18 protein-coding genes are annotated in these 20735 nt (G+C 53.4%); 9 read left to right on the top strand and 9 right to left on the bottom strand.

The annotated features are described in order from the left end of the window. Window positions 1-286: 286 nt before the first annotated feature. From OGX66_RS04355 to OGX66_RS04325, 7 genes are all read left to right on the top strand, one after another. Window positions 287-1840 (top strand): BglG family transcription antiterminator, encoded by a 1554-nt coding sequence (locus OGX66_RS04355; protein WP_270934148.1) that lies wholly within the window; start codon window positions 287-289, stop codon window positions 1838-1840. Between the two features lie 26 nt (window positions 1841-1866). Next, window positions 1867-2337: a PTS sugar transporter subunit IIA gene (locus tag OGX66_RS04350; RefSeq protein ID WP_008786490.1), complete on the top strand. Its 471-nt coding sequence runs from the start codon at window positions 1867-1869 to the stop codon at window positions 2335-2337. Window positions 2338-2356: 19 nt separating this feature from the next. Next, window positions 2357-2677: a PTS fructose transporter subunit IIB gene (locus OGX66_RS04345; RefSeq protein WP_003844521.1), complete on the top strand. Its 321-nt coding sequence runs from the start codon at window positions 2357-2359 to the stop codon at window positions 2675-2677. Between the two features lie 26 nt (window positions 2678-2703). Beyond that, entirely contained in the window at window positions 2704-3795 is a 1092-nt protein-coding gene (locus tag OGX66_RS04340) for a PTS fructose transporter subunit IIC (protein WP_003837581.1), read from the top strand. 11 nt (window positions 3796-3806) lie between these two features. Further along, window positions 3807-4658, top strand: coding sequence for a class II fructose-bisphosphate aldolase (locus OGX66_RS04335; RefSeq protein ID WP_044714187.1), 852 nt, complete (start codon window positions 3807-3809; stop codon window positions 4656-4658). Between the two features lie 80 nt (window positions 4659-4738). Next, a complete protein-coding gene (locus OGX66_RS04330; RefSeq protein WP_003024018.1) occupies window positions 4739-5599 on the top strand; it encodes a ketose-bisphosphate aldolase in 861 nt (286 codons plus the stop codon). A 49-nt stretch (window positions 5600-5648) separates the two neighbouring features. Next, window positions 5649-6326 carry a D-lyxose/D-mannose family sugar isomerase gene (locus OGX66_RS04325; protein ID WP_003837587.1) on the top strand — a complete coding sequence of 226 codons (678 nt, stop codon included), beginning with the start codon at window positions 5649-5651 and terminating at the stop codon, window positions 6324-6326. 42 nt (window positions 6327-6368) lie between these two features. Here the strand turns inward: OGX66_RS04325 and OGX66_RS04320 are convergent, their stop codons facing one another. Next, the gene (locus OGX66_RS04320; RefSeq protein ID WP_136346023.1) at window positions 6369-8078 is read right to left on the bottom strand and encodes an AsmA family protein; all 1710 of its coding nucleotides are present in this window, start codon (window positions 8076-8078) and stop codon (window positions 6369-6371) included. Window positions 8079-8199: 121 nt separating this feature from the next. Continuing rightward, on the bottom strand, window positions 8200-9591 hold the full coding sequence (gene xanP, locus OGX66_RS04315) for a xanthine/proton symporter XanP (RefSeq protein WP_003024026.1): 1392 nt from the start codon (window positions 9589-9591) through the stop codon (window positions 8200-8202). 225 nt (window positions 9592-9816) lie between these two features. Here xanP and gltS point away from each other — a divergent pair, with 225 nt between their 5' ends. Further along, window positions 9817-11022 (top strand): sodium/glutamate symporter, encoded by a 1206-nt coding sequence (gene gltS / locus OGX66_RS04310; protein WP_003024029.1) that lies wholly within the window; start codon window positions 9817-9819, stop codon window positions 11020-11022. A gap of 42 nt (window positions 11023-11064) precedes the next feature. On the opposite strand, the gene recG is transcribed toward gltS, so the two are convergent. From recG to gmk, 5 genes are read right to left on the bottom strand one after another with little or no spacing between them, the layout of a single operon-like run. Further along, entirely contained in the window at window positions 11065-13146 is a 2082-nt protein-coding gene (recG, locus tag OGX66_RS04305; RefSeq protein WP_003837591.1) for an ATP-dependent DNA helicase RecG, read from the bottom strand. 5 nt (window positions 13147-13151) lie between these two features. Beyond that, on the bottom strand, window positions 13152-13841 hold the full coding sequence (gene trmH / locus OGX66_RS04300; RefSeq protein ID WP_003837594.1) for a tRNA (guanosine(18)-2'-O)-methyltransferase TrmH: 690 nt from the start codon (window positions 13839-13841) through the stop codon (window positions 13152-13154). Between the two features lie 10 nt (window positions 13842-13851). Next, window positions 13852-15966, bottom strand: a complete 2115-nt coding sequence (gene spoT, locus OGX66_RS04295; RefSeq protein WP_003024038.1) for a bifunctional GTP diphosphokinase/guanosine-3',5'-bis pyrophosphate 3'-pyrophosphohydrolase — start codon at window positions 15964-15966, stop codon at window positions 13852-13854. Window positions 15967-15984: 18 nt separating this feature from the next. Beyond that, complete coding sequence (gene rpoZ, locus OGX66_RS04290; RefSeq protein WP_000135058.1) at window positions 15985-16260, bottom strand: DNA-directed RNA polymerase subunit omega; 276 nt, start codon at window positions 16258-16260, stop codon at window positions 15985-15987. Window positions 16261-16314: 54 nt separating this feature from the next. Beyond that, window positions 16315-16938: a guanylate kinase gene (gene gmk, locus OGX66_RS04285; RefSeq protein ID WP_003024042.1), complete on the bottom strand. Its 624-nt coding sequence runs from the start codon at window positions 16936-16938 to the stop codon at window positions 16315-16317. A 261-nt stretch (window positions 16939-17199) separates the two neighbouring features. Here gmk and ligB point away from each other — a divergent pair, with 261 nt between their 5' ends. After that, entirely contained in the window at window positions 17200-18879 is a 1680-nt protein-coding gene (gene ligB / locus OGX66_RS04280) for an NAD-dependent DNA ligase LigB (protein ID WP_088902944.1), read from the top strand. On the opposite strand, the gene OGX66_RS04275 is transcribed toward ligB, so the two are convergent. Next, the gene (locus tag OGX66_RS04275) at window positions 18876-19493 is read right to left on the bottom strand and encodes a trimeric intracellular cation channel family protein (protein ID WP_003024049.1); all 618 of its coding nucleotides are present in this window, start codon (window positions 19491-19493) and stop codon (window positions 18876-18878) included. The two genes, ligB and OGX66_RS04275, sit on opposite strands and share 4 nt — an antisense overlap. Before the next feature lie 259 nt (window positions 19494-19752). Continuing rightward, the gene (locus tag OGX66_RS04270; protein WP_003024052.1) at window positions 19753-20616 is read right to left on the bottom strand and encodes a YicC/YloC family endoribonuclease; all 864 of its coding nucleotides are present in this window, start codon (window positions 20614-20616) and stop codon (window positions 19753-19755) included. Between the last annotated feature and the right edge of the window lie 119 nt (window positions 20617-20735).

The following is a 20735-nucleotide window of genomic DNA, read 5'->3' as shown; positions in this document are numbered from 1 at the left end:
GCCCACGCTGCGAGCAGCATTCCAGATCTGAAAATCCAAAACATCCTGAATTAAATTTTTATCTCTGCATATTTGCGAGCGGTATCACTCTGATTCCCGCGAAAAATGTGATCTGCGCCGTAAATATCTCACTATTTCCTCTTTTTGTCTTATTTCTGTCCGGATTACTGGACACGATTTAGTATTGTTGCCACATCGTAGTCCTCTTATATTTACCATCACGGATTACACGTGGAGCATAAGCGCTTCTTTAGCTATTTAATCTGGTGTGTGATAAGGGTAAATAATGCAAATGATTACCTCGCGACAAAACAGATTATTAAAGTTTCTTCTGTCTAAGAAGGAATATGTCACGCTGCTGAAAATTGCCGAGTATTTATCTGTTTCAGAGAAAACTGTGCAGCGCGATCTGCGCTTACTGGAACCCTGGTTATCAGAATGGAAAATAACCATCGATAAACGTGCTGGTGCTGGGGTGATATTAAGTTCCGATAATATTACCGACCTTTTATATATGGATCAGTTATTAGGATCGGAAGGTGATGATACTGACGGCATGATGAATAATTCACGGCGAGTCAAGATAGCCTCACAGTTATTAAGCGAAACGCCGCATGAAACGTCGATCAGTAAATTATCCGAACGTTATTTCATTAGTAGCGCATCGATTGTTAACGATCTGAAAGTAATTGAATCCTGGATTACCCCACTGGGCCTGTCGTTGATTCGCAGTCAGAGCGGCACGCATATCGAAGGCAGCGAGAGCGGTGTACGCCAGGCGATGGCGTCACTGATTAACGGCGTGATTAACCATAATGAACCTGGTAACGTGGTTTATTCACGCCTTGACCCGGGCAGTTATAAAGCCTTAGTGCATTACTTTGGTGAAGAAGATGTTTTATTTGTCCAGACGTTATTGCAGGAAATGGAGAACGACCTGTGCTGGTCTCTGGGCGAGCCTTATTACGTCAATATCTTTACCCATATTTTGATCATGATGTACCGCATCACGCGGGGCAATGCGCTGCCGAGAAAAGATGAAAATATCACCTCATGTGACGAGAATATTTTTTCCATTGCCAGCCGGATGATTCAGCATATTGAAAAACGCATTGCCCACCCGCTGCCGGAGGACGAAGTCTGGTTTATTTATCAATACATTATCTCTTCCGGCGTGGTAATTGAAGAGCATAACGACGTGAGCGTGATTGGCCATATGCACTCCAGCGAAGAAGCGCGTTTGATTACCCATCGGTTGATTGCCTCCTTTGCCGAGATGGTCGACAGCGATCTTAGCCAGGACACGGCGCTTTATGACGGATTGCTGATCCACATTAAGCCGCTGATTAACCGCCTGAACTACCAGATCCGCATTCGCAATCCATTGCTGGAGGATATTAAAGGCGAGTTGCAGGACGTGTGGCGTCTGACCCAGTGCGCGGTGAATCGGGTGTTTAGCAGCTGGGGCGAGCGGGCCGTGTCGGAAGATGAGGTGGGATATTTAACCGTGCATTTTCAAGCCGCAATGGAGCGGCAGATAGCGCGTAAGCGCGTGCTGCTGGTCTGCTCAACCGGTATTGGCACCTCTCACTTACTCAAAAGCCGTATTCTGCGCGCCTTTCCGGACTGGACTATCGTCGGCGTGGTATCGGCAGGCAGCCTGCCCTCCGTACTGACTGACGATATTGAACTGGTGGTATCGACGATAAATTTACCTGCCGTTGCTATGCCGGTCGTGTATGTCACCGCCTTTTTCAATGATGCAGATATTAAGCGGGTAACAGAAACGGTTATTACGGAAAAATTACATCGGGCGACGTCGCTGGTCGTCGAAAATTAATGTCTGAACTCCATGAGGTATGATTGATGGACATCACGAAAATACTCAATACAAATCGCGTTATTTTGGACATGAAGGCCACAAGCAAAACGGAGGCTATTGAGGAACTGACGGATATTCTGCAAAAAGATGGGGCAATTAGCTGTCGGGAAACGTTTATTCAGGATGTCTGGCAGCGTGAATCAGAAGGCTCGACCGGCTTCGAAAATCATATTGCGATCCCGCACGGGAAATCCTCGGCGGTGGTCAATACCACGCTGGCAATTGGGCGTACCCGCCAGGATATTCCCTGGGAAACCCTGGATGGCAGCAACGTGCGCTGCATCATTCTGTTTGCCGTACGCCTTGAGGATCAAAACACTACACATATTCGTCTGCTTTCGCAGGTTGCCGGCGCGTTGGCGGATGACGACATTATTGAACAACTGTTAGTCGAAAGCAGTCCACAGAAAATTATTGAGCTTTTTAGCCAATATGCTGAATCCAATGTCTGCTAAATAAAAAGTGGAGCATGTTATGAATATTGTTTGTGTTGCCGCCTGTACGGCGGGTATTGCGCACACCTATATTGCCCGTGAGAAGCTAATTAAAGGTGCTAAAGCGCTTGGTCATAATATAAGAGTTGAAACCCAGGGAACTATCGGCACGGAGAACGAACTGCTGACAGAGGATATTTCTGCAGCTGATGTCGTAATTCTTGCTGTCGATGTCAAAATAAAAGGGGAGGAACGATTTTCAAATAAACGCATTGTGCGAGTGAAAACCGAAATCGTCATAAAATCGCCCATTCAGTTTCTTGAAAAGGTCGAAAAATCATTAGTTAATAATAACCAGTAGCGATCCTCATTCTGGAGGGATTTCACATGAGTGAAAATAAAATTCCGCTATCTCAGGAAATAAAAAGACATTTATTAACGGGGATTTCGTGGATGATCCCGTTAATTGTCGCCGCCGGGATCTGTATTGCTCTCGGGCAAATACTTGGCGGCACTAACGTGGGTGAAAAAACAGGAACCATACCCTGGATGCTCAACCAGATTGGCGGCTGGGGGATGGGGTTAATCGTACCGCTGATTAGTGCGGCGATTGCGTACTCCATTGCCGATCGTCCCGGATTTGCGCCGGGCCTGATTGTCGGCTTTGTTTGCGGCGAAATTCATACCGGTTTTATCGGCGGGATGCTGGGCGGGTTCCTGGTCGGTTATACCGTACTGCTACTTAAGCGCTATATCCGTTTGCCACAGTCGATGCAGGGGCTGATGCCCATCATGGTGTTGCCGGTACTGAGTACCGTCATTGGCGGCCTGTTGATGATGACGCTGATTGGCAAGCCGATAGCCTGGCTGCAGGACGCGTTGATTCATCTGCTGGAGTCCATGCAGGGCGGATCCCGCTTTCTGATGGGCGCTATCCTCGGTGCGATGGCGACATTCGACTTCGGCGGACCGGTGAATAAAACCATGTCGCTGTTTGCTGACGGCATGCTGGTCAGCGGTGTGTACGGTCCGGAAGCGGTGAAGTTTGTTGGTTCGATGATCCCTCCGTTCGGCATTACGCTCTCTTTCCTGCTGACGCGTCACAAATACACCCGTGCGGAGCGCGAGGCGCTGAAAGCGGCATTCCCGATGGGGATCTGCATGATTACCGAAGGGGTCATTCCGATTGCAGCGCGTGACCTGTTGCGCGTGGTGGGCTCCTGCGTGGTGGCCTCGGCGATTGCGGGCGGCCTGATTATGGTGTGGGGTGTCGAAAGCCCGGTACCGCACGGCGGCATGTTTGTGGTTCCGCTCTTTACGCATCCGCTGCTGTTTTGCCTGGCGCTGGGGATCGGCACAGTGATTTGCGGTGTCATGTTGTCGCTGTGGAAGAAACCGGTGACCGAGCGTGACGAAGAGTTTGATGAACTCAGCGATCAAAAATTGAAAGACGAAGAGATCACCTTCACCCTGGAATAACCGGAGGCCGTATGTTTGCCGATATGAAAAGCATGGTGACGAAAGCCTGGCGTGAGCAGTACGCGCTGCTGGCCATTAACTGCATGAACCTGGAAAGCGCCCGCGCGGCGGTTCGGGTGGCAGAGAAACACCGTGCGCCCATCATCCTGAATCTGTATCAGGGGCATCTGGAGCATTTTCCGGCCCCGATAGCCGCTGCGGTCGTCAAAACGCTGGCAGAGGAAGCCTCAGTACCGGTCGCGCTGGCGCTGGATCATGGAAAGGATCCTGTACGCATTCGTCAGGCTTTTCGCGCCGGATTCAGCGGGTTAATGATCGACGCCTCCGCCTTTGCGCTGGAGGAGAACATTCGCCAGACCCGTGCAGTGGTCGAGCTCGCAGCCAGCGTTTCTCTGTGCGTGGAAGGTGAGCTGGGTCATCTGGCCGATGCTCCGCGCTATGACCATGTGACTAACGTGGATTTGATGACTCAGGCCGCCGACGTGGAACCCTTTATCCAACAGACCGGGATCGATTTGCTGGCGGTGTCGGTGGGTACGGCACACGGCATGTACGCGCCGGGTATCACACCTGCTATTGATTTCCTGCGGCTGGAGGAAATAGCCCGGTTATCAACGGTACCTCTGGCACTGCATGGCGGCAGCGGGACGCCGTTTGATCAGCTACAGCGTTGCCCGACGTTTGGTGTCGCCAAGATAAACGTTGGTGCGGCGGTTTTCGAAGCCGGAAAAGCTGCGCTACTGCATACCCTGTGTCGTGACACATCCGGTGAACTCGTTAATGCCCTGGCCCTGATGGAACAGGCCTGCGAGGAAGCCATTATTCCGTACCTGCAGGCCAGCGGCGCTATCGGCAAAGCCTGATTCATTTTCTGTAACGCCTTCTATGCCTCTGCGATGACGCACTGGCAGGGCTTTCTACACCCTGAAACTGGAGAATTAACATGTTAGTTTCGATGAAAGAATTACTGCAACCTACTCGTCAGCACGGTTTTGCTATCGGCGCATTCAACGTGGCGGACAGCTGCTTTGTACGTGCAGTAGTGGAGGAAGCGGAAGCGACCAATACCCCGGCGATTATCTCTATTCACCCCAGTGAACATGATTTTGTCGGCGATGCGTTTTTTAGCTATGTCCGTGATATCACTCTGCGCAGCCCGGTTCCCTTTACTCTGCATCTGGACCACGGCGCTTCGGTTGAGCATGTGCTGCGGGCGATTCAGTGTGGGTTTACCTCGGTGATGATTGATGGCTCGCTGCTGCCGTATGAAGAGAACGTGGCGCTGACCCGCGAAGTGGTCAAGCTGGCGCATGCGGTAGGTGTTTCTGTGGAAGGGGAGTTGGGTACGATTGGTCAGACCGGGACGTCAGTGGAAGGCGGCGTGTCGAAGGTTACTTATACCGATCCTGCTCAGGCAGAGGATTTTATCGCCCGAACCGGTGCAGACACGCTGGCGGTGGCGATTGGAACCGCGCACGGGATCTACCCGAAAGGGATGCAGCCAGAGCTGCAAATGAACATCCTGCGCGACATCGCCGGGCGTGTGGATATTCCGCTGGTGCTGCACGGTGGTTCCGCGAACCCGGATGCGGAAATTGCCGAATCCGTCACGCTGGGTGTTGGCAAAATCAACATTTCCAGCGATATGAAATATGCCTACTTCCAGAAAGTCCGCGAAATCCTGGCGAAAGAAACCTGGTGGGACCCGAACGTAATCTACCCAGAAGCCATTAGCGCCGCGCGGGACGTGATCCGCCACAAAATGAAATTGTTCGGTTCAACCGGCAAAGCATCACTTTACTAACGGCATGCAGGCGGGGCGACCCGCCTCTTTCGCAACAAGGAAAAGTGGAATGAAGCGTTCACATATTAATTATGCCGTCGATAAAGCGCATGCCATCGCCGAGACTTTTCGGGTCTGTCTGCCTGATTTTGCGTATTTTACGATCGATGCCTGGCGGCAACAGGATCAATCTCTGTGGCGTGAAGTGCGCGATCTCCAGCTGGGCTGGGATATTACCGACTTTGGGCGTGGAGATTTTGCGCAAACGGGACTGACGTTACTGACGTTGCGCAATGGTCAGCCAGGGTCAGCTAATTACCCCAAACCGTATGCTGAAAAGATGCTGCAAATTCAGCAGGATCAGCAAACGCCATGGCATTTTCATCGCCATAAAATGGAAGATATCGTGAATCGCGGCGGCGGTGACTTATGTATGCAGCTGGCATGGGCCACGCCTGATGATGGGTATGACGCACGGCGTATTGTTGAAGTTAGCGTCGATGGTCAGCGGCGTACCGTTGACGCTGGCGAGACGCTGGTATTGAAACCGGGACAGGGGGTGTGCCTGCCGCCGCGCTTGTATCATCGCTTTTGGGCGGAGAAAGCGTTCGTGCTGGGCTGGGAAATCTCGATGGTCAATGACGACCAGCATGACAACCACTTTCTGGAACCTGGCGGTCGCTTCCCGGCGATTGAAGAGGATGAGCCGGTGAAGTGGCTGTTGTGCAGTGAATATATTCGTTTATGAGCGTGAGTAGGCCCGGTAAGCGAAGCGCCACCGGGCAATAAATTATTGCGCAGGTGGTGGTGCTGTGACTTCACTCCCTGAAACCACTCCCGCCTGCATAGTCTGCGTGACCTGCTGTTTCTCCACGTTCACCGCATGTAGTTGCCCGTTGACCGTTGGCTTGAACGGCGTATCGGCCTGAATATTGCCGCTGGCGGTAAGCTGAATATTACCATCGCCGGAAAGCGGCAATGCGGGCCAGCCCCACTGCTGCAGGATCGTCATTGGCACGCCGCGTCCGTTCAGGCTGATCTGAGCCTGGCGCTGAGGCAACTGAGAAATGCTGGCGGTGGCCTCCAGCAGCCCTTTTTCCGTATAGGCGCTCAGTTCGCTGATATTGATGGTGCTGTTGTTCGCCGTCAGCGCCAGCGAAGGACGACGTACATCCGTGCGGTTAAAGGTAGCAGCAGCGGCGTTGAGGGTGGCGCTCCCGCTCCAGATCCCCCACTGATTGTTCTGTACCAGCCCGAGGTTAGCGCCGTAACCGTCAAGCGCGGTGAGCTGCCACGGGAAACTCGGGTCGATATCAATTACCAGATTGCGGCTGGCGCTGAATTTCTTCAGCGTCAGGCTGTTTAGCCATGTTGGCAGAGATTTCATCCACTGCTGCTTCCAGTTTTCCGGCAGCGTGTATTCCAGACCGGCAATCGCGGCATCATCGAGGACCAGCGCTTTGTTGCTGCGTAGCCAGTTTCCGGATGTTCTGACCATACCGCCTTCCCAGCGGGTGGTGAACTGGCGCAGCGCAATGCCCTGTGGTGAGAACTCGGCGTTCAGAATCGGATCGAAGAAGTGCAGAGAGCCGTAGATAAACTCGCTGGCGTTCATCGACAATTTTCCTTCCTGAGTTTGCCAGTCGTCCTTGCTGAAGGTCATGTTGCGCAAGCTCAGATCGAGATCCGTCACCGCCCAGTCAGGGCCTTGCAGACGGGCATCCGTTATCTCCAGACGACCAATTTGCAGGGAAGGAATGGTGCTTAACGGGGCAAAAAAGTCGGCCAGCGATTTGTCGCTTTGTAGCCGGATATCATTCAGGCGCAGATTCTCCACTACCCAGCTCCCGTCGGCATTGCGTTGCGCTACGCCGGTTAATGCTCCACGTGCCACGTCTGCGCCAATATTGCTAAGCGTCACCCTGTCATGGTCAATGCTGCCTTCAATCAAGACGTTGGTGGTCGGGACATCGTTGAGCGTCAACGAACTGGCGCTGAGCTGAATTTGCGCTTTGCTGCCGAGAATTTTACCTGCCTCAGGGCTCCAGGGAATGACGCCGCCGTTAACGCGCTGGGCGCTGAGATTCCACTCGCTATCGGGGCTGTTAAGCGCCATATCCTGCAATTGCAGACGATCGGCCTGAAACGGTAACGGCGCGGTTTGCTGGGAAAGATTCAACGTACCGTTTTGCAACAAAATGGTGTCTACATGCAGCGGGTCGGTGATTTGGCGGCTACTGAGTCCAATATCGACCGTTTTGGCGACCAGCGTGGCGGGCTGACCATCCCGGCCAAAGGTGACGTTTTCCAGCAGAATATGGGAAGGGGAAGAAAACCGGTGATCGATGGCATCAAAGGCCAGATGGTAGCTGCTGTTCTGTGAAACCCAGGCACTGACGTGCTCTGCGCCCCAGCGGGTTTGCAGTAGAAAATAAAGGCCGAGGATCGCCACTGCAAGGGCGATCAGCACGTAAAGAAGCAGCTTTCCAATAAATTTCATGGTCTTCCATCCCGCGAAGTGCACATAGTCAAGTTATGCACGATTTAGACGCAATGCTCAAGGCGGGAATGGTGAAAGAGCGTTACAGCGGCGTTGATTCAGAATCAACGCCGCTGTTTGCTTATTGCTTTTCTGGTGGGAACACCAGGTTCAGAACGATAGCGGTAATACCGCCTGCGGCAATACCGGAAGAGAGCAGGTTTTTCACCCAGTCCGGGGCGAACTGCAGGATCAACGGCTGCTGGGAGACGCCCAGGCCGACGGCCAGCGACAGCGCGATAATCAGAATCGCGCGACGGTTCAGCGGCTCGCGGGACACAATACGCACGCCGGATGCGGCGATAGTACCGAACATTACCAGCGTTGCCCCGCCCAGTACTGGCTCAGGAATATGCTGTACAAAACCGCTGACCGCCGGGAACAGGCCCAGCGCGATCAACATCAGCGCCACCACAAAACCGACGTAGCGGCTGGCAACGCCCGTTAACTGAATAACCCCGTTGTTCTGCCCAAAACAGGAGTTCGGGAAGGTGTTGAACACAGCGGAAACAAACGAGTTCAGGCCGTTCGCCAGCACGCCGCCTTTCAGGCGTTTCATATACAGCGGACCAGAAACCGGTTGCTCGGAGACATCAGAGGTGGCCGTAATATCGCCGATGGTTTCCAGCGAGGTGATCATAAAGACCAGCATCAGCGGCAGCAGTAAACTCCAGTCGATACCCAGGCCATAATACAGCGGCGTTGGCACCATTAGCAGGTCCTGACTTACCGGTGCGGTATTTTGCGGCAGCATGTCCATAAACCAGGCCAGCAGATAGCCTGCCGCCATCGCAATCACCAATGACGCAACACGCAGGTAAGGGTTGCGTTGACGGTTAAGCAGGATGATTAGCGCCAGTACCACGCCTGCCAACAGTAAATTCTTCGGTGCACCAAAGGTGTTGTCGCTCATTGCGGCATAGCCACCACCAATTGATGTCAGACCCACCTGAATCAGCGACAGGCCGATAATCATCACCACCACGCCTGAGACCAATGGGGTAATGATCCGCCGCGCCAAATGCAGTACGCGTGAGATAACCATCTCGGTGCAGCTTGCCAGCATCAACGTACCGAACAGCGCCGCCATCATGGTTGGGACATCTGCGCCACCGGTTTTTAGCGCCGTACCGCCCATAATCAATGGCGCAACAAAGTTAAAGCTGGTGCCCTGAATGGATAGCAGCCCTGAGCCTACCGGCCCCCAGGCTTTGATCTGAATGATAGAAGCTACGCCGGAGGCGAACAGCGACATACTGATAATGTGTTGAGTATCCTGAGCCGGTAAACCAAGCGCCTGGCAAATTAACAGAGCGGGAGTAATTACCGCGACGAACATGGCCAGCAGATGCTGACAGGCGGCAAACAAGGTCTGGGCTAACGGGGGGCGATCTTCAAGACGGTAAATCAGTTCACTGTTGTGAGTCTGCGCAACCGGTTGCGCATTTGTTGACTCTACGGCGTTAACGGACATCAGAGGCAATCCCATGGTGGAAAAGCGGTGATTTTATCTGACCAGGGCAGAAAAGCAAACGTTTGCTAGCAGGTATTCTTAATATTTAAAACGGATAAACAAACATTTTTATATAACTTTTCATCATTTTCTGCTTAAAATCCACCCCGAAAACTCAATAAGAGCTAAAAATCGGTCTGGAATGCATCGTGCGTGATTGTGCTAAACGCACTAATGGAGCTGTAAATGTTTTATCTCGATACGTTATCAACGCTGGTTGCGGCAACCCTTGTGTTGCTGCTGGGACGTAAGCTCGTCCAGTCTGTTTCCTTCCTGAAAAAATACACCATTCCCGAACCCGTAGCGGGCGGCCTGCTGGTGGCGATTGCGCTGCTGGTGCTGAAAAAAAGCATGGGTTGGGAAGTTAACTTCGATATGACCCTGCGCGATCCGTTGATGCTGGCCTTCTTCGCCACTATCGGTCTGAACGCCAATATCGCAAGTTTGCGTGCTGGCGGCCGCGTGGTGGGTATTTTTCTGATTGTGGTTGTTGGCCTGTTGCTGATGCAAAACGCCATCGGTATTGGTATGGCGACCCTGCTGGGTCTGGACCCGCTGATGGGCCTGATTGCTGGCTCGATCACCCTCTCTGGTGGACACGGAACCGGGGCCGCATGGAGCAAGCTGTTTATTGAACGTTACGGCTTCACCAATGCGACTGAAGTGGCGATGGCTTGCGCAACGTTTGGTCTGGTATTGGGTGGGCTGATTGGCGGCCCGGTGGCACGCTATCTGGTCAAACACTCCACCACGCCAGACGGTATGCCGGACGATCAGGCTGTTCCGACCGCATTTGAAAAGCCGGACGTCGGACGCATGATCACCTCACTGGTGCTGATTGAAACCATCGCGCTGATCGCTATCTGTCTGACGGTGGGGAAAATCGTTGCGCAAATGCTGGTTGGAACGGTACTGGAACTGCCGACCTTCGTTTGCGTGCTGTTTGTTGGGGTGATCCTCAGCAATGGTCTGGCGCTACTGGGCTTCTACCGGGTGTTCGAACGTGCGGTTTCTGTGCTGGGTAACGTTAGTCTGTCACTGTTCCTGGCGATGGCGCTGATGAGCCTGAAGCTATGGGAACTGGCTTCTCTGGCCTTGCCGATGCTGGCAATTCTGGTTGTGCAGACCATTTTCATGGCGCTGTATGCGATATTCGTTACCTGGCGCATGATGGGTAAGAACTACGATGCCGCTGTGCTGGCTGCCGGTCACTGCGGTTTTGGCCTCGGCGCGACGCCGACGGCGATTGCCAACATGCAGGCGATTACCGAACGCTTTGGGCCATCCCATATGGCGTTTCTGGTGGTGCCGATGGTGGGGGCATTCTTTATCGATATCGTCAACGCGCTGGTGATTAAGCTGTATCTGCTGTTACCGATTTTTGCGCAATAACGGCTGTGCGGCGGGGTAACATCCGCCGCCGCTATGAATCGACTATGCGTTGGAGTAGCGTTCGGTTTCCGGCATCCAGCGCTCTATTAGCGCCACGGCCTGTTGCGGATAGCGTTCGTGAATATGGCGAGCAATGCGCTGAACTTCCGGGATAATCGCCTGATCACGCAGTAAATCTGCGACCTTGAATTCTGCCGTTCCGGTCTGGCGAGTACCTAACAGCTCGCCGGGGCCGCGAATCTCTAAATCTTTTTGCGCAATCACGAACCCGTCGTTGCTGTCTCGCAGAACCTGCAAGCGTTTCTGCGCGGTTTTAGACAGCGGTGATTTGTACAGCAGGACGCAGTGGGAGGCCACCGCGCCACGACCTACGCGGCCACGTAGCTGATGCAGCTGGGCCAGGCCCAGGCGCTCCGGGTTTTCAATAATCATCAGGCTGGCGTTTGGCACGTCCACGCCCACTTCAATCACTGTGGTGGCAACCAACAGATGCAGTTCACCCTGCTTAAAGGCCGCCATTACTGACTGCTTCTCGGCGGGCTTCATACGGCCGTGTACCAGGCCAATATTGAGTTCTGGCAGCGCAATCTTAAGCTCTTCCCACGTTGCTTCTGCTGCCTGAGCTTCTAACAGATCAGACTCTTCAATCAGCGTACAGACCCAGTATGCCTGGCGCGCTTCGTGGGTACAGGCGTTGCGCACGCGATCAATAATATCGCTGCGGCGGGTATCCGGAATGGCGACCGTGGTGACCGGGGTACGTCCCGGTGGGAGTTCATCAATTACTGAGGTGTCGAGATCGGCATAGGCGGTCATCGCCAGCGTGCGCGGGATTGGCGTGGCAGTCATGATTAGCTGGTGCGGGTGGAAACCCTGCTGCTGACCTTTTTCCCACAGCGCCAGACGCTGATGCACCCCGAAGCGGTGCTGTTCGTCGATGATAACCAGTGCCAGACCGTTGAACTGAACCTGTTCCTGGAAAATTGCATGAGTACCGACAATCATCTGCACCTGACCGCTGGCGATGGCTTCCTGTTGCGCCAGACGCGCTTTGCCTTTCTGCTTGCCCGCCAGCCAGCCCACTTCAACGCCCAGCGGCGCGAACCAGCTGCGGAAGTTATTCGCATGTTGTTCAGCCAATAATTCGGTGGGGGCCATCAGCGCAACCTGCTTACCATGTGCGATAGCGCGCAGGGCGGCTAACGCCGCAACCAGCGTTTTACCTGAGCCGACATCACCCTGTACCAGGCGCATCATTGGGACATCCAGTGCCATATCACGTTCGATCTCCGCGGTAACGCGAGCCTGTGCGCCAGTCGGTTTAAATGGTAGCGCCGCCAACAGCTTATCTTTCAGCGCATTGTTTGCGCTCAGCGGCTGGGCATGAAAACGCTGTGCCCCGGCGCGTAGTGCCAGCATGCTGAGATTATGCGCCAGCAGTTCTTCGAGAATCAGACGTCGCTGCGCCGGATGTTGTCCTGTTTCCAGATCGCTGAGTTGCAGCGACGGTGGGGGGCGGTGCAACGTGCGCAGTGCTTCGGGCAGGCTCATCATGCCCTGTAACAGCTCTGGCGGTAGCAGTTCGGCAATGGCGCAAGTATCGAGCAGATCCAGTGCCTGATCGGTCAGCTTGCGCAGCGTGGCCTGCTTCACGCCTTCGGTAGTCGGATAAACAGGGGTCAGCGTTTCCTGTAATTCCGGCGTGCTGAGATCGCCCTGCACACGGTATTCCGGGTGGATCATCTCTGCGCCGTATTTCCCGCGTTTGGCTTCACCGTAGGCCAGCACCCGGCGACCGGTGGCGAGGCTGTTTTTCATTGCTGCGCTGAAGTTGAAAAAGCGCATGGTGAGAATGCCGGAGCCATCGCTGATCTGACAGGTCATCATCCGGCGGCCACCGAAGGTGATATTGCAGTTCAGCACTTCGCCTTCAACGGTGGCATAGACGCCCGGCAGCAGTTCGCCAATTGGGTACAGATGGGTACGGTCTTCGTAACGCAGGGGGAGGTGTAGAAGGAGGTCCTGTACGGTGTGCAGGCCAATTTTCGCCAGTTTACTGCTTTGTGCTGCGCCAACGCCGGTCAGAGAGTTGAGTGGGATGGCATCCAGTAAACGGCCTTTCATCGCGTTTATCTCGCAGACTGCATAGTGGCCCACCACGTTGCATCGGCTTCAATTTCGCCCTGCGTGTTTACGTGAGGGTAGGGAAGACCTTTGCGCTTAGCGACATTCGCCAGCACCGGATAACCGCCTTCAAACAGTAAGCGCTGCTGCTCGTCTTGTGGCAGCATGCTGTTTTCTCGTCGGTACATCCCAGCGTTTTGCCGCTGGCGTTGTGCTTCGTACAGAATCAGCGCGGAGGCGACCGAAACGTTCAACGACTGCACCATGCCAGTCATGGGAATGATGATGTCCTGATCAGCCAGATCCAACGCTTCCTGAGTGATGCCGGTTTTCTCCTGGCCCATCAGGATGCAGGTGGGGCGTGTGTAATCAATCTCGCGAAAATCCACGGCTTTATCTGACAGATGAGTTGCCAGAACCTGCATGCCGCGGTTTTTTAAATGTGTGACCGCATCGCCAATAGTAAGGTGAGTTTTCACCTGCACCCAACTGTTGCTGCCTGCGGCAGAAGAGGCCATGGTGCGCATACGGCTACCCGGCCAGACGGCGTGGACTTCATGCACGCCGACCGCATCTGCAGTACGAATGATAGCGGAAACGTTATGAGGTTTGTGGACCTCTTCCATGCAGACGGTCAGATCGGGCTGACGACGTGCGAGCATTTCGCGGATACGTGCATAGCGCTGTTCATTCATAAAACGTGTTCTAGTTACGGTTACGGGTGACTTTTATCACGTCCGGCATGACGCGAATTTTGCGCATGATATTCGCCAGGTGCACGCGATCGCGAGCGGTCAAGCGAATAAAGGCGCTATAGACGCGACCATCTTTCTCTTCCGTATTCAGGCTTTGAATATTGGAGGTGGTCGTGTTGATTGCCGCCGTCAGGTTCGCCAAAGCACCCTGGTGGTTAAACATATCCACCTTAATCTCGGTGATGAATTCCTGCTCTGTTTCTTTATCCCATTCCACCGCCATAAATTTCTCTGGCTCTTTCTGGTAGCCACGAATATTACGGCAGGACTCATGGTGAATCACCAGACCTTTACCCGGACTGACGTGGGCAATGATGGGATCGCCTGGAATTGGACGGCAGCATTTCGCGAAGGTGATCAGCACGCCGTCTGCACCTTTGATCGGCAGATGACCATGGCCAGATTGTGCCGGTACGTTCGCTGTTGCTTCGCCCTGCTGGAGGTTTTTCGCTACCACCACGCTCATGGCATTACCCAGACCGATTTCTGCGAGCAGATCGTCAAGAGTGGCGAGCTTCATGCGCTCAAGCTCACGCTGGATGCTCTCTGGCGGGATCTCAGCCAGTTTACGGCTACCGCCCAGGGCATGGTTGAGCAGTCGACGGCCCAGACTGACGGAATCATCGCGCTTGAGGTTTTTCAGCAGTTGGCGAATCTTGGCGCGCGCTTTCGAACTGACGACGAAGTTGAGCCACGCGGCATTCGGGCGCGCACCCGGGGCGGTAATAATCTCAACTGTCTGACCGCTAAAGAGCGGTTGTGAAAGCGGGTAAGGCTGTCTGTCGACGCGCGCGCCGACGCAAGCGTGACCGATATCGGTATGCACGGCGTAGGCGAAGTCGACAGGCGTTGCACCGGCGGGCAGTTCGACAATGCGCCCTTCCGGTGTGAAAACATAAATCTCATCCGGGAAGAGATCAGATTTAACGCTTTCAATAAATTCAAACGAGCTACCGGCGCTCTGCTGCAGTTCCAGCAGGCTTTGCATCCAGCGCTGAGCGCGGATTTGCGCAGTGGTGCTGCTTTCGCCGCCGTGCTCTTTGTAAGCCCAGTGCGCTGCGACACCCATCTCTGCCATCTGGTCCATGTCTTCAGTACGAATCTGTACTTCAACCGGGACGCCATGAGGGCCGATCATTGAGGTGTGCAAAGACTGATATCCGTTCGCTTTTGGGATGGCAATATAGTCTTTCACGCGGCCAGGACGTGGTTTGTACAGGCTGTGCATCTGGCCGAGTACGCGATAGCAGGTATCGGAATCATGAACGATGACGCGAAATGCGTAGATATCCATGATGGAGTGAAAACGCTGCTCTTTGAGTACCATTTTGCAGTAAATAGAGTACAGGTGCTTCTCACGCCCGCTTACGCGACACGGAATACCTGCCTCCTGCAAACGCCCTTCGATTTCCGAGAGGATTTTTTGGATCATCTCTTTGCGGTTGCCGCGAGCGGCTTTAACCACTTCTTTAATCACGCGATAGCGGTTCGGGTACAACGCTTCAAAACCCAGCTCTTCCAGCTCGGTTTTAATGTGATGAATACCTAAACGGTGTGCCAGCGGACTATAGATTTCGAGGGTTTCACGGGCGATGCGGCGACGCTTGTCCGGGCGTAATGAGCCCAGCGTGCGCATATTGTGAGTACGGTCGGCAAGTTTGATGAGAATGACGCGGATATCCTGCACCATCGCCATAATCATCTTGCGAAAGTTTTCGGCTTGCGCCTCTTTCTTATCGCGAAACTTAAGCTTATCAAGCTTCGATACCCCTTCTACCAGCTCTGCAACGCTTTTACCAAAAAGCTGTTCCATGTCCTGATAGGTGGCTGGGGTATCTTCAATCACGTCATGCAGCAGTGCAGCCATCAGCGTTTCGTAGTCGAGTTTCATCTCGGCCAGAATACAGGCTACCGCTACCGGGTGCGTGATATAGGGTTCACCGCTTGAACGTGTCTGGCCCTCGTGAGCGTCACGTGCAACGAGATACGCCTGCCGAAGACGCTTAATCTGGTCTTCCGGCAGGTAGTTTTGAATCAGTTGATTCAGGCTTTCAAACAGATACAAGGGCGACCCGCTTTGTGATTAACGACGACCTTCAGCAATAGCGGTAACGGCTTGTAATTCAGCGGCTTCCTGCTCTTGCTGTTCCTGGCGCTCACGCACGTCGAGGATCTGGTTGTTGATCAGACCTTCTTCGATTTCGCGCAGCGCGATAACGGTAGTTTTATCGTTTTCTTCCGGTACGAGCGGATCCTTTCCGCCTACCTGCATCTGACGAGCGCGACGCGCGGCGACCAGTACCAGGTCAAAACGGTTACCAATTTTCTCTACAGCGTCCTGAACAGTTACGCGTGCCATACTTAAAATGCTCCACAGGTGAAGAAATGACTGGGCATGATACTGAATGTGGGTTCAGTCTGCCAACAGTTTGCTGATTAAAGCGTCATGACGCTGCTTTTGGCGGCTCATGCGCAGACGTTCGGCGCGAATGATGGTTTTCAAATCGCCCAGGGCGGTATCGAAATCATCGTTCACAATAAGATAATCATATTCGGCGTAATGGCTCATTTCTGCAACAGCTTGCGCCATACGTTTTGCGATCACGTCTTCGCTATCCTGACCGCGGCCACGCAGACGGCGATCCAACTCAATCTTAGATGGCGGCAAAATAAAAATACTGCGCGCATGCGGCATTTTTTCACGAATTTGCTGCGCACCTTGCCAGTCGATATCTAAAAAGACGTCTACGCCGGATGCTAATACTTGCTCAATGGTTTCACGTGAGGTGCCGTAGTAATTACCGAAAACCTCCGCGTGTTCCAGGAACGCGTCTCTGCCAATCATGGTTCTGAATTCATCATGGTTCACAAAAAAATAGTGTTCACCGTGCACTTCCCCCGGGCGCGGTGCGCGCGTGGTGTGCGAAACAGAAACCTGGGTGTCATACAACGGTTGGGTCTTTAATAAAGCCTGAATCAGGCTGGATTTACCCGCGCCACTGGGGGCAGAAACAATATAAAGCGTGCCTTGAGCCATGAGTATCTTAATGTATGTGATTGTCGAAAGAGAGCCTACATACGGGCTTATTATACACGTAGCCGCTATGTGACGTAGCCCTTGTCACACTTTTTGCGCATGTTTATTGCGTTTTGCGTATCAGTTTCCTGTTTTATCGATGATTTGCAGCAATACGCGCAAATGTCAGGAACGGTGCTCGCAGGATGCTTTTTTGCCGCTCTGTTTCCCTATTATTTCGCGCTATACCTGCCAGGAAATGCAGTGCTCAGCGGAGGTAACATGGGATTATGGAAAGGCATAGGGCTGGTTTTGCTAATGGGGTATCTACCCGCATGGGCGGTATGCCCCGTCTGGTCACCTGCCAGGGCAAACGAGGAAATTTCACGACTACAGCAGCAGATAACACAGTGGAATGACAGTTACTGGAAACAGGGTGAAAGTGCCGTAGATGACGGCGTTTATGACCAGCTCAATGCGCAACTAATTCAATGGCAGCGCTGTTTTGGTGATGAAGTTCCACCAGATCTGTCTGCGCCACCAATGGGTGGCACAGTATCGCACCCCGTTCCCCACACGGGTGTTCGAAAACTTGCCGATAAGCAAGCGCTACAGCAATGGATGCACGCGCGCAGCGATCTCTGGGTGCAACCGAAGGTGGATGGCGTGGCAGTGACGTTAGTCTATCGCAATGGCAATCTGGTACGGGCGATTAGCCGTGGTAATGGCCTGAAAGGCGAAGACTGGACGCAAAAGGTTCTTCAGATCCCTTCCGTACCACATTCCACCAAGGGGAATCTCGCTAACAGTACGTTGCAGGGTGAGATTTTTTTGCAGCAAGAGGGGCATATTCAGAAGCAGAGAGGGGGAATGAACACCCGCTCGAAGGTTGCTGGATTGATGATGCGCCAGAGCAATCAGGAATTATTAGGCTCGCTGGCTATTTTTATCTGGGCCTGGCCCGATGGTCCTGCGGTCATGTCTGAAAGACTGGAGCAGCTCACTGCTGCCGGGTTCAGTTTCACGCAACATTTTACCAAGGCCGTGAAGAGTGCGGATGACGTAGAGCAAGTGCGAGCAAATTGGTGGACTTCAGCATTACCTTTTGTCACTGATGGCGTGGTCGTGCGAACAGGAAAAGAGCCGCAGGCGCGATACTGGCTACCCGGACAGGGAGACTGGCTGGCTGCGTGGAAATATCCTCCCGTGGCCAGGGTGTCTGAGGTAACGGGTATTCAGTTCTCCGTTGGTAAAAGCGGGAAAATTGCGGTGGTAGCATTGCTGACTCCCGTCATGCTGGATGATAAACGCGTACAGCGCGTCAATATTGGCTCCGTTCGACGCTGGGATGAATGGGATATCGCGCCTGGCGATCAGATTCTGGTGAGCCTGGCCGGACAAGGGATCCCCCGTATAGATGAGGTGGTCTGGCGCAGTACCCAGCGTATTAAGCCAGTGCCACCTGAGGGGCGCTTCAATTCATTAACCTGTTTTTATGCCACAGCGCAGTGCCAGGAACAGTTTGTTGCCAGATTGGTCTGGCTGGGGGCCAAAGAGGTGCTGGGGCTGGAGGGCATCGGCGAGGCGGGATGGCGGGAGCTCCACCAGGTGTATCGCTTTGAGCATATCTTTTCCTGGCTCGGGCTAACTCAGGAACAACTACAGTCCACATTTGGTGTAAGCAAAGGGGAGAAGTTATGGCATCAATTCAACCTGTCACGCGATCTTCCGTTCACGCGCTGGCTGATTGCTATGGGAATACCGTTAACACAGGCAACGCTGAATGCCAGCCGGGATGGTTCGTGGCAGCAATTGCAAGAACGCGATGAACAAAGCTGGCGGCAGCTTCCTTTCATGGGGGAGCAGCGGGCACGGCAGGTTATTCAGTGGCTGGAGGATCGAGAGGTCACAGCGCTGAGCAACTGGTTAGCTGCTCAGCGGATCGCGGGCTTTATGCCTTAATGGCCTTCATGGCGATAGTAAAATACCGGCAGACCTAACTTCAGGCGCAGCGCCAGTAGTCGGGCGGTAAAGCCGAAGAGCAGGGTAGAGATAACCACCACATCATGACTGGAGACATAATGCTGTAGCACGATGTATAGCACAGCAGCGGCAAATGATACGCCGGCATACAGCTCTTTCTGGAACACTAACGGGATGCGTTTGCAGAACATATCGCGTAATACGCCGCCGAAAACCCCGGTAGTGACCGCAGCGACCACGGCGATAATCGGTCCATGGCCCATATCCAGTGCCACCTGAGCCCCGATAATAGAAAAGACCACCAGGCCCAGCGCATCCAGTACGAGGAATATTTTGCGCAGATAGGGCATCACGGGAGCAATAATAGTGGTCAGTACCGCGGCAGTGGCTACGATAATGACGTATTCAGGGTGCTTTACCCAGCCGAGCGGATAATGGCCGAGAAGAATATCGCGTACTGAACCACCGCCAATGGCTGTCGCGGTGGCAATGATAATGACGCCAAATGTATCCATACGACGACGCCCAGCCGCAAGCGCACCGGTCATGGCTTCGGCAGTAATACCAATTAAGTATAAAACGTGTAACAGCATGTATTCCCCCTGATTTGCTGGGGGCTAAGGTTAACGATTTGTGCGCACTGTCACGATTGAGATTTTCTAAGGCGAAGTGATTCTAATAACTACAGCTAATGCGAAATTGTTGTAAACACGTTATGGCATGCGCTTTGTGATATGAGTGGTGACAATAAATGATGAGAAAATATAAGTCTGATCGCATAGATGAGAACTGATAGCGTCGGGAAAAGCACGTAGCGCCGCCGTTTATTGACGGGCTACGTGAGATGGTGACTTACTCGATATTCTGAATTTGCTCGCGCATTTGCTCGATCAATACCTTCAGTTCAATTGCGGAGTTAGTCACTTCGGCATTGATAGACTTCGATGCCAGAGTATTCGACTCACGGTTGAATTCCTGCATCATGAAGTCCAGACGACGGCCAACCGCCTCTTTTTTCTTCAGAATGTTGTAGGTTTCTTTGACGTGAGCTTCCAGGCGATCCAGTTCTTCAGCCACGTCGATACGCTGTGCCATCAGCACCAGCTCTTGCTCAAGACGATTATTTTCCAGTTGCACCTGAGCATCTTCCAGTTTGGCTACCAGACGCTCGCGCTGCCATTGCAGGATTTCTGGCATATGCGCACGTACCTTCGTCACTTCGGCGCTGACGCCTTCCAGACGCTGCTCGATCAACGCCTTCAGTGCCTGTCCTTCGGTTTCACGCGCAACGATAAAGTCATCCAGCGTACCGTCAAGCGCGGCGAGGATTTCGGCGGCAATGGCGTCCAGATCTTGCTCCTGGGCTGCCATTACGCCTGGCCAACGCAGGATATCAACCGGGTTAATTTCACCTTCATCACTCTGCATTTTGACCCAGTTAGCAGCGCTAACGAGCTGTTTAGCGAGTTTTTCATTCAGAATCAGCTCGCCCTGTGCACTGGCATCAGGCTCAAAACGCAGCGTACATTCGACTTTACCGCGCGTCAGACGCGTGCGGATACGTTCGCGAACTACGGGTTCGAGACTACGGAACTGCTCCGGCAGGCGAAAATAAGTTTCCAGATAACGCTGGTTTACCGAGCGCATTTCCCAGGTAGCGCTACCCCATTCACCCTTGATTTCACGCCGGGCGTAAGCGGTCATGCTGCGGATCATAGACGTTCCTGTTTTTAAAGATGAGATGGGAGGATTATAGCCATCCACGTCTTGTCAGGATAGGAATAACAGTCGGAAGTCCGTATAATGCGCAGCCACATTCGTTTCAAGCCGGAGAT

It is taken from the genome of Citrobacter sp. Cf072, assembly GCF_030334485.1.
Classification (GTDB): Bacteria; Pseudomonadota; Gammaproteobacteria; order Enterobacterales; family Enterobacteriaceae; genus Citrobacter; species Citrobacter freundii.
Note: the sequence above shows the minus strand (reverse complement) of the source record. Positions and strands in the feature narration are given on the sequence as shown.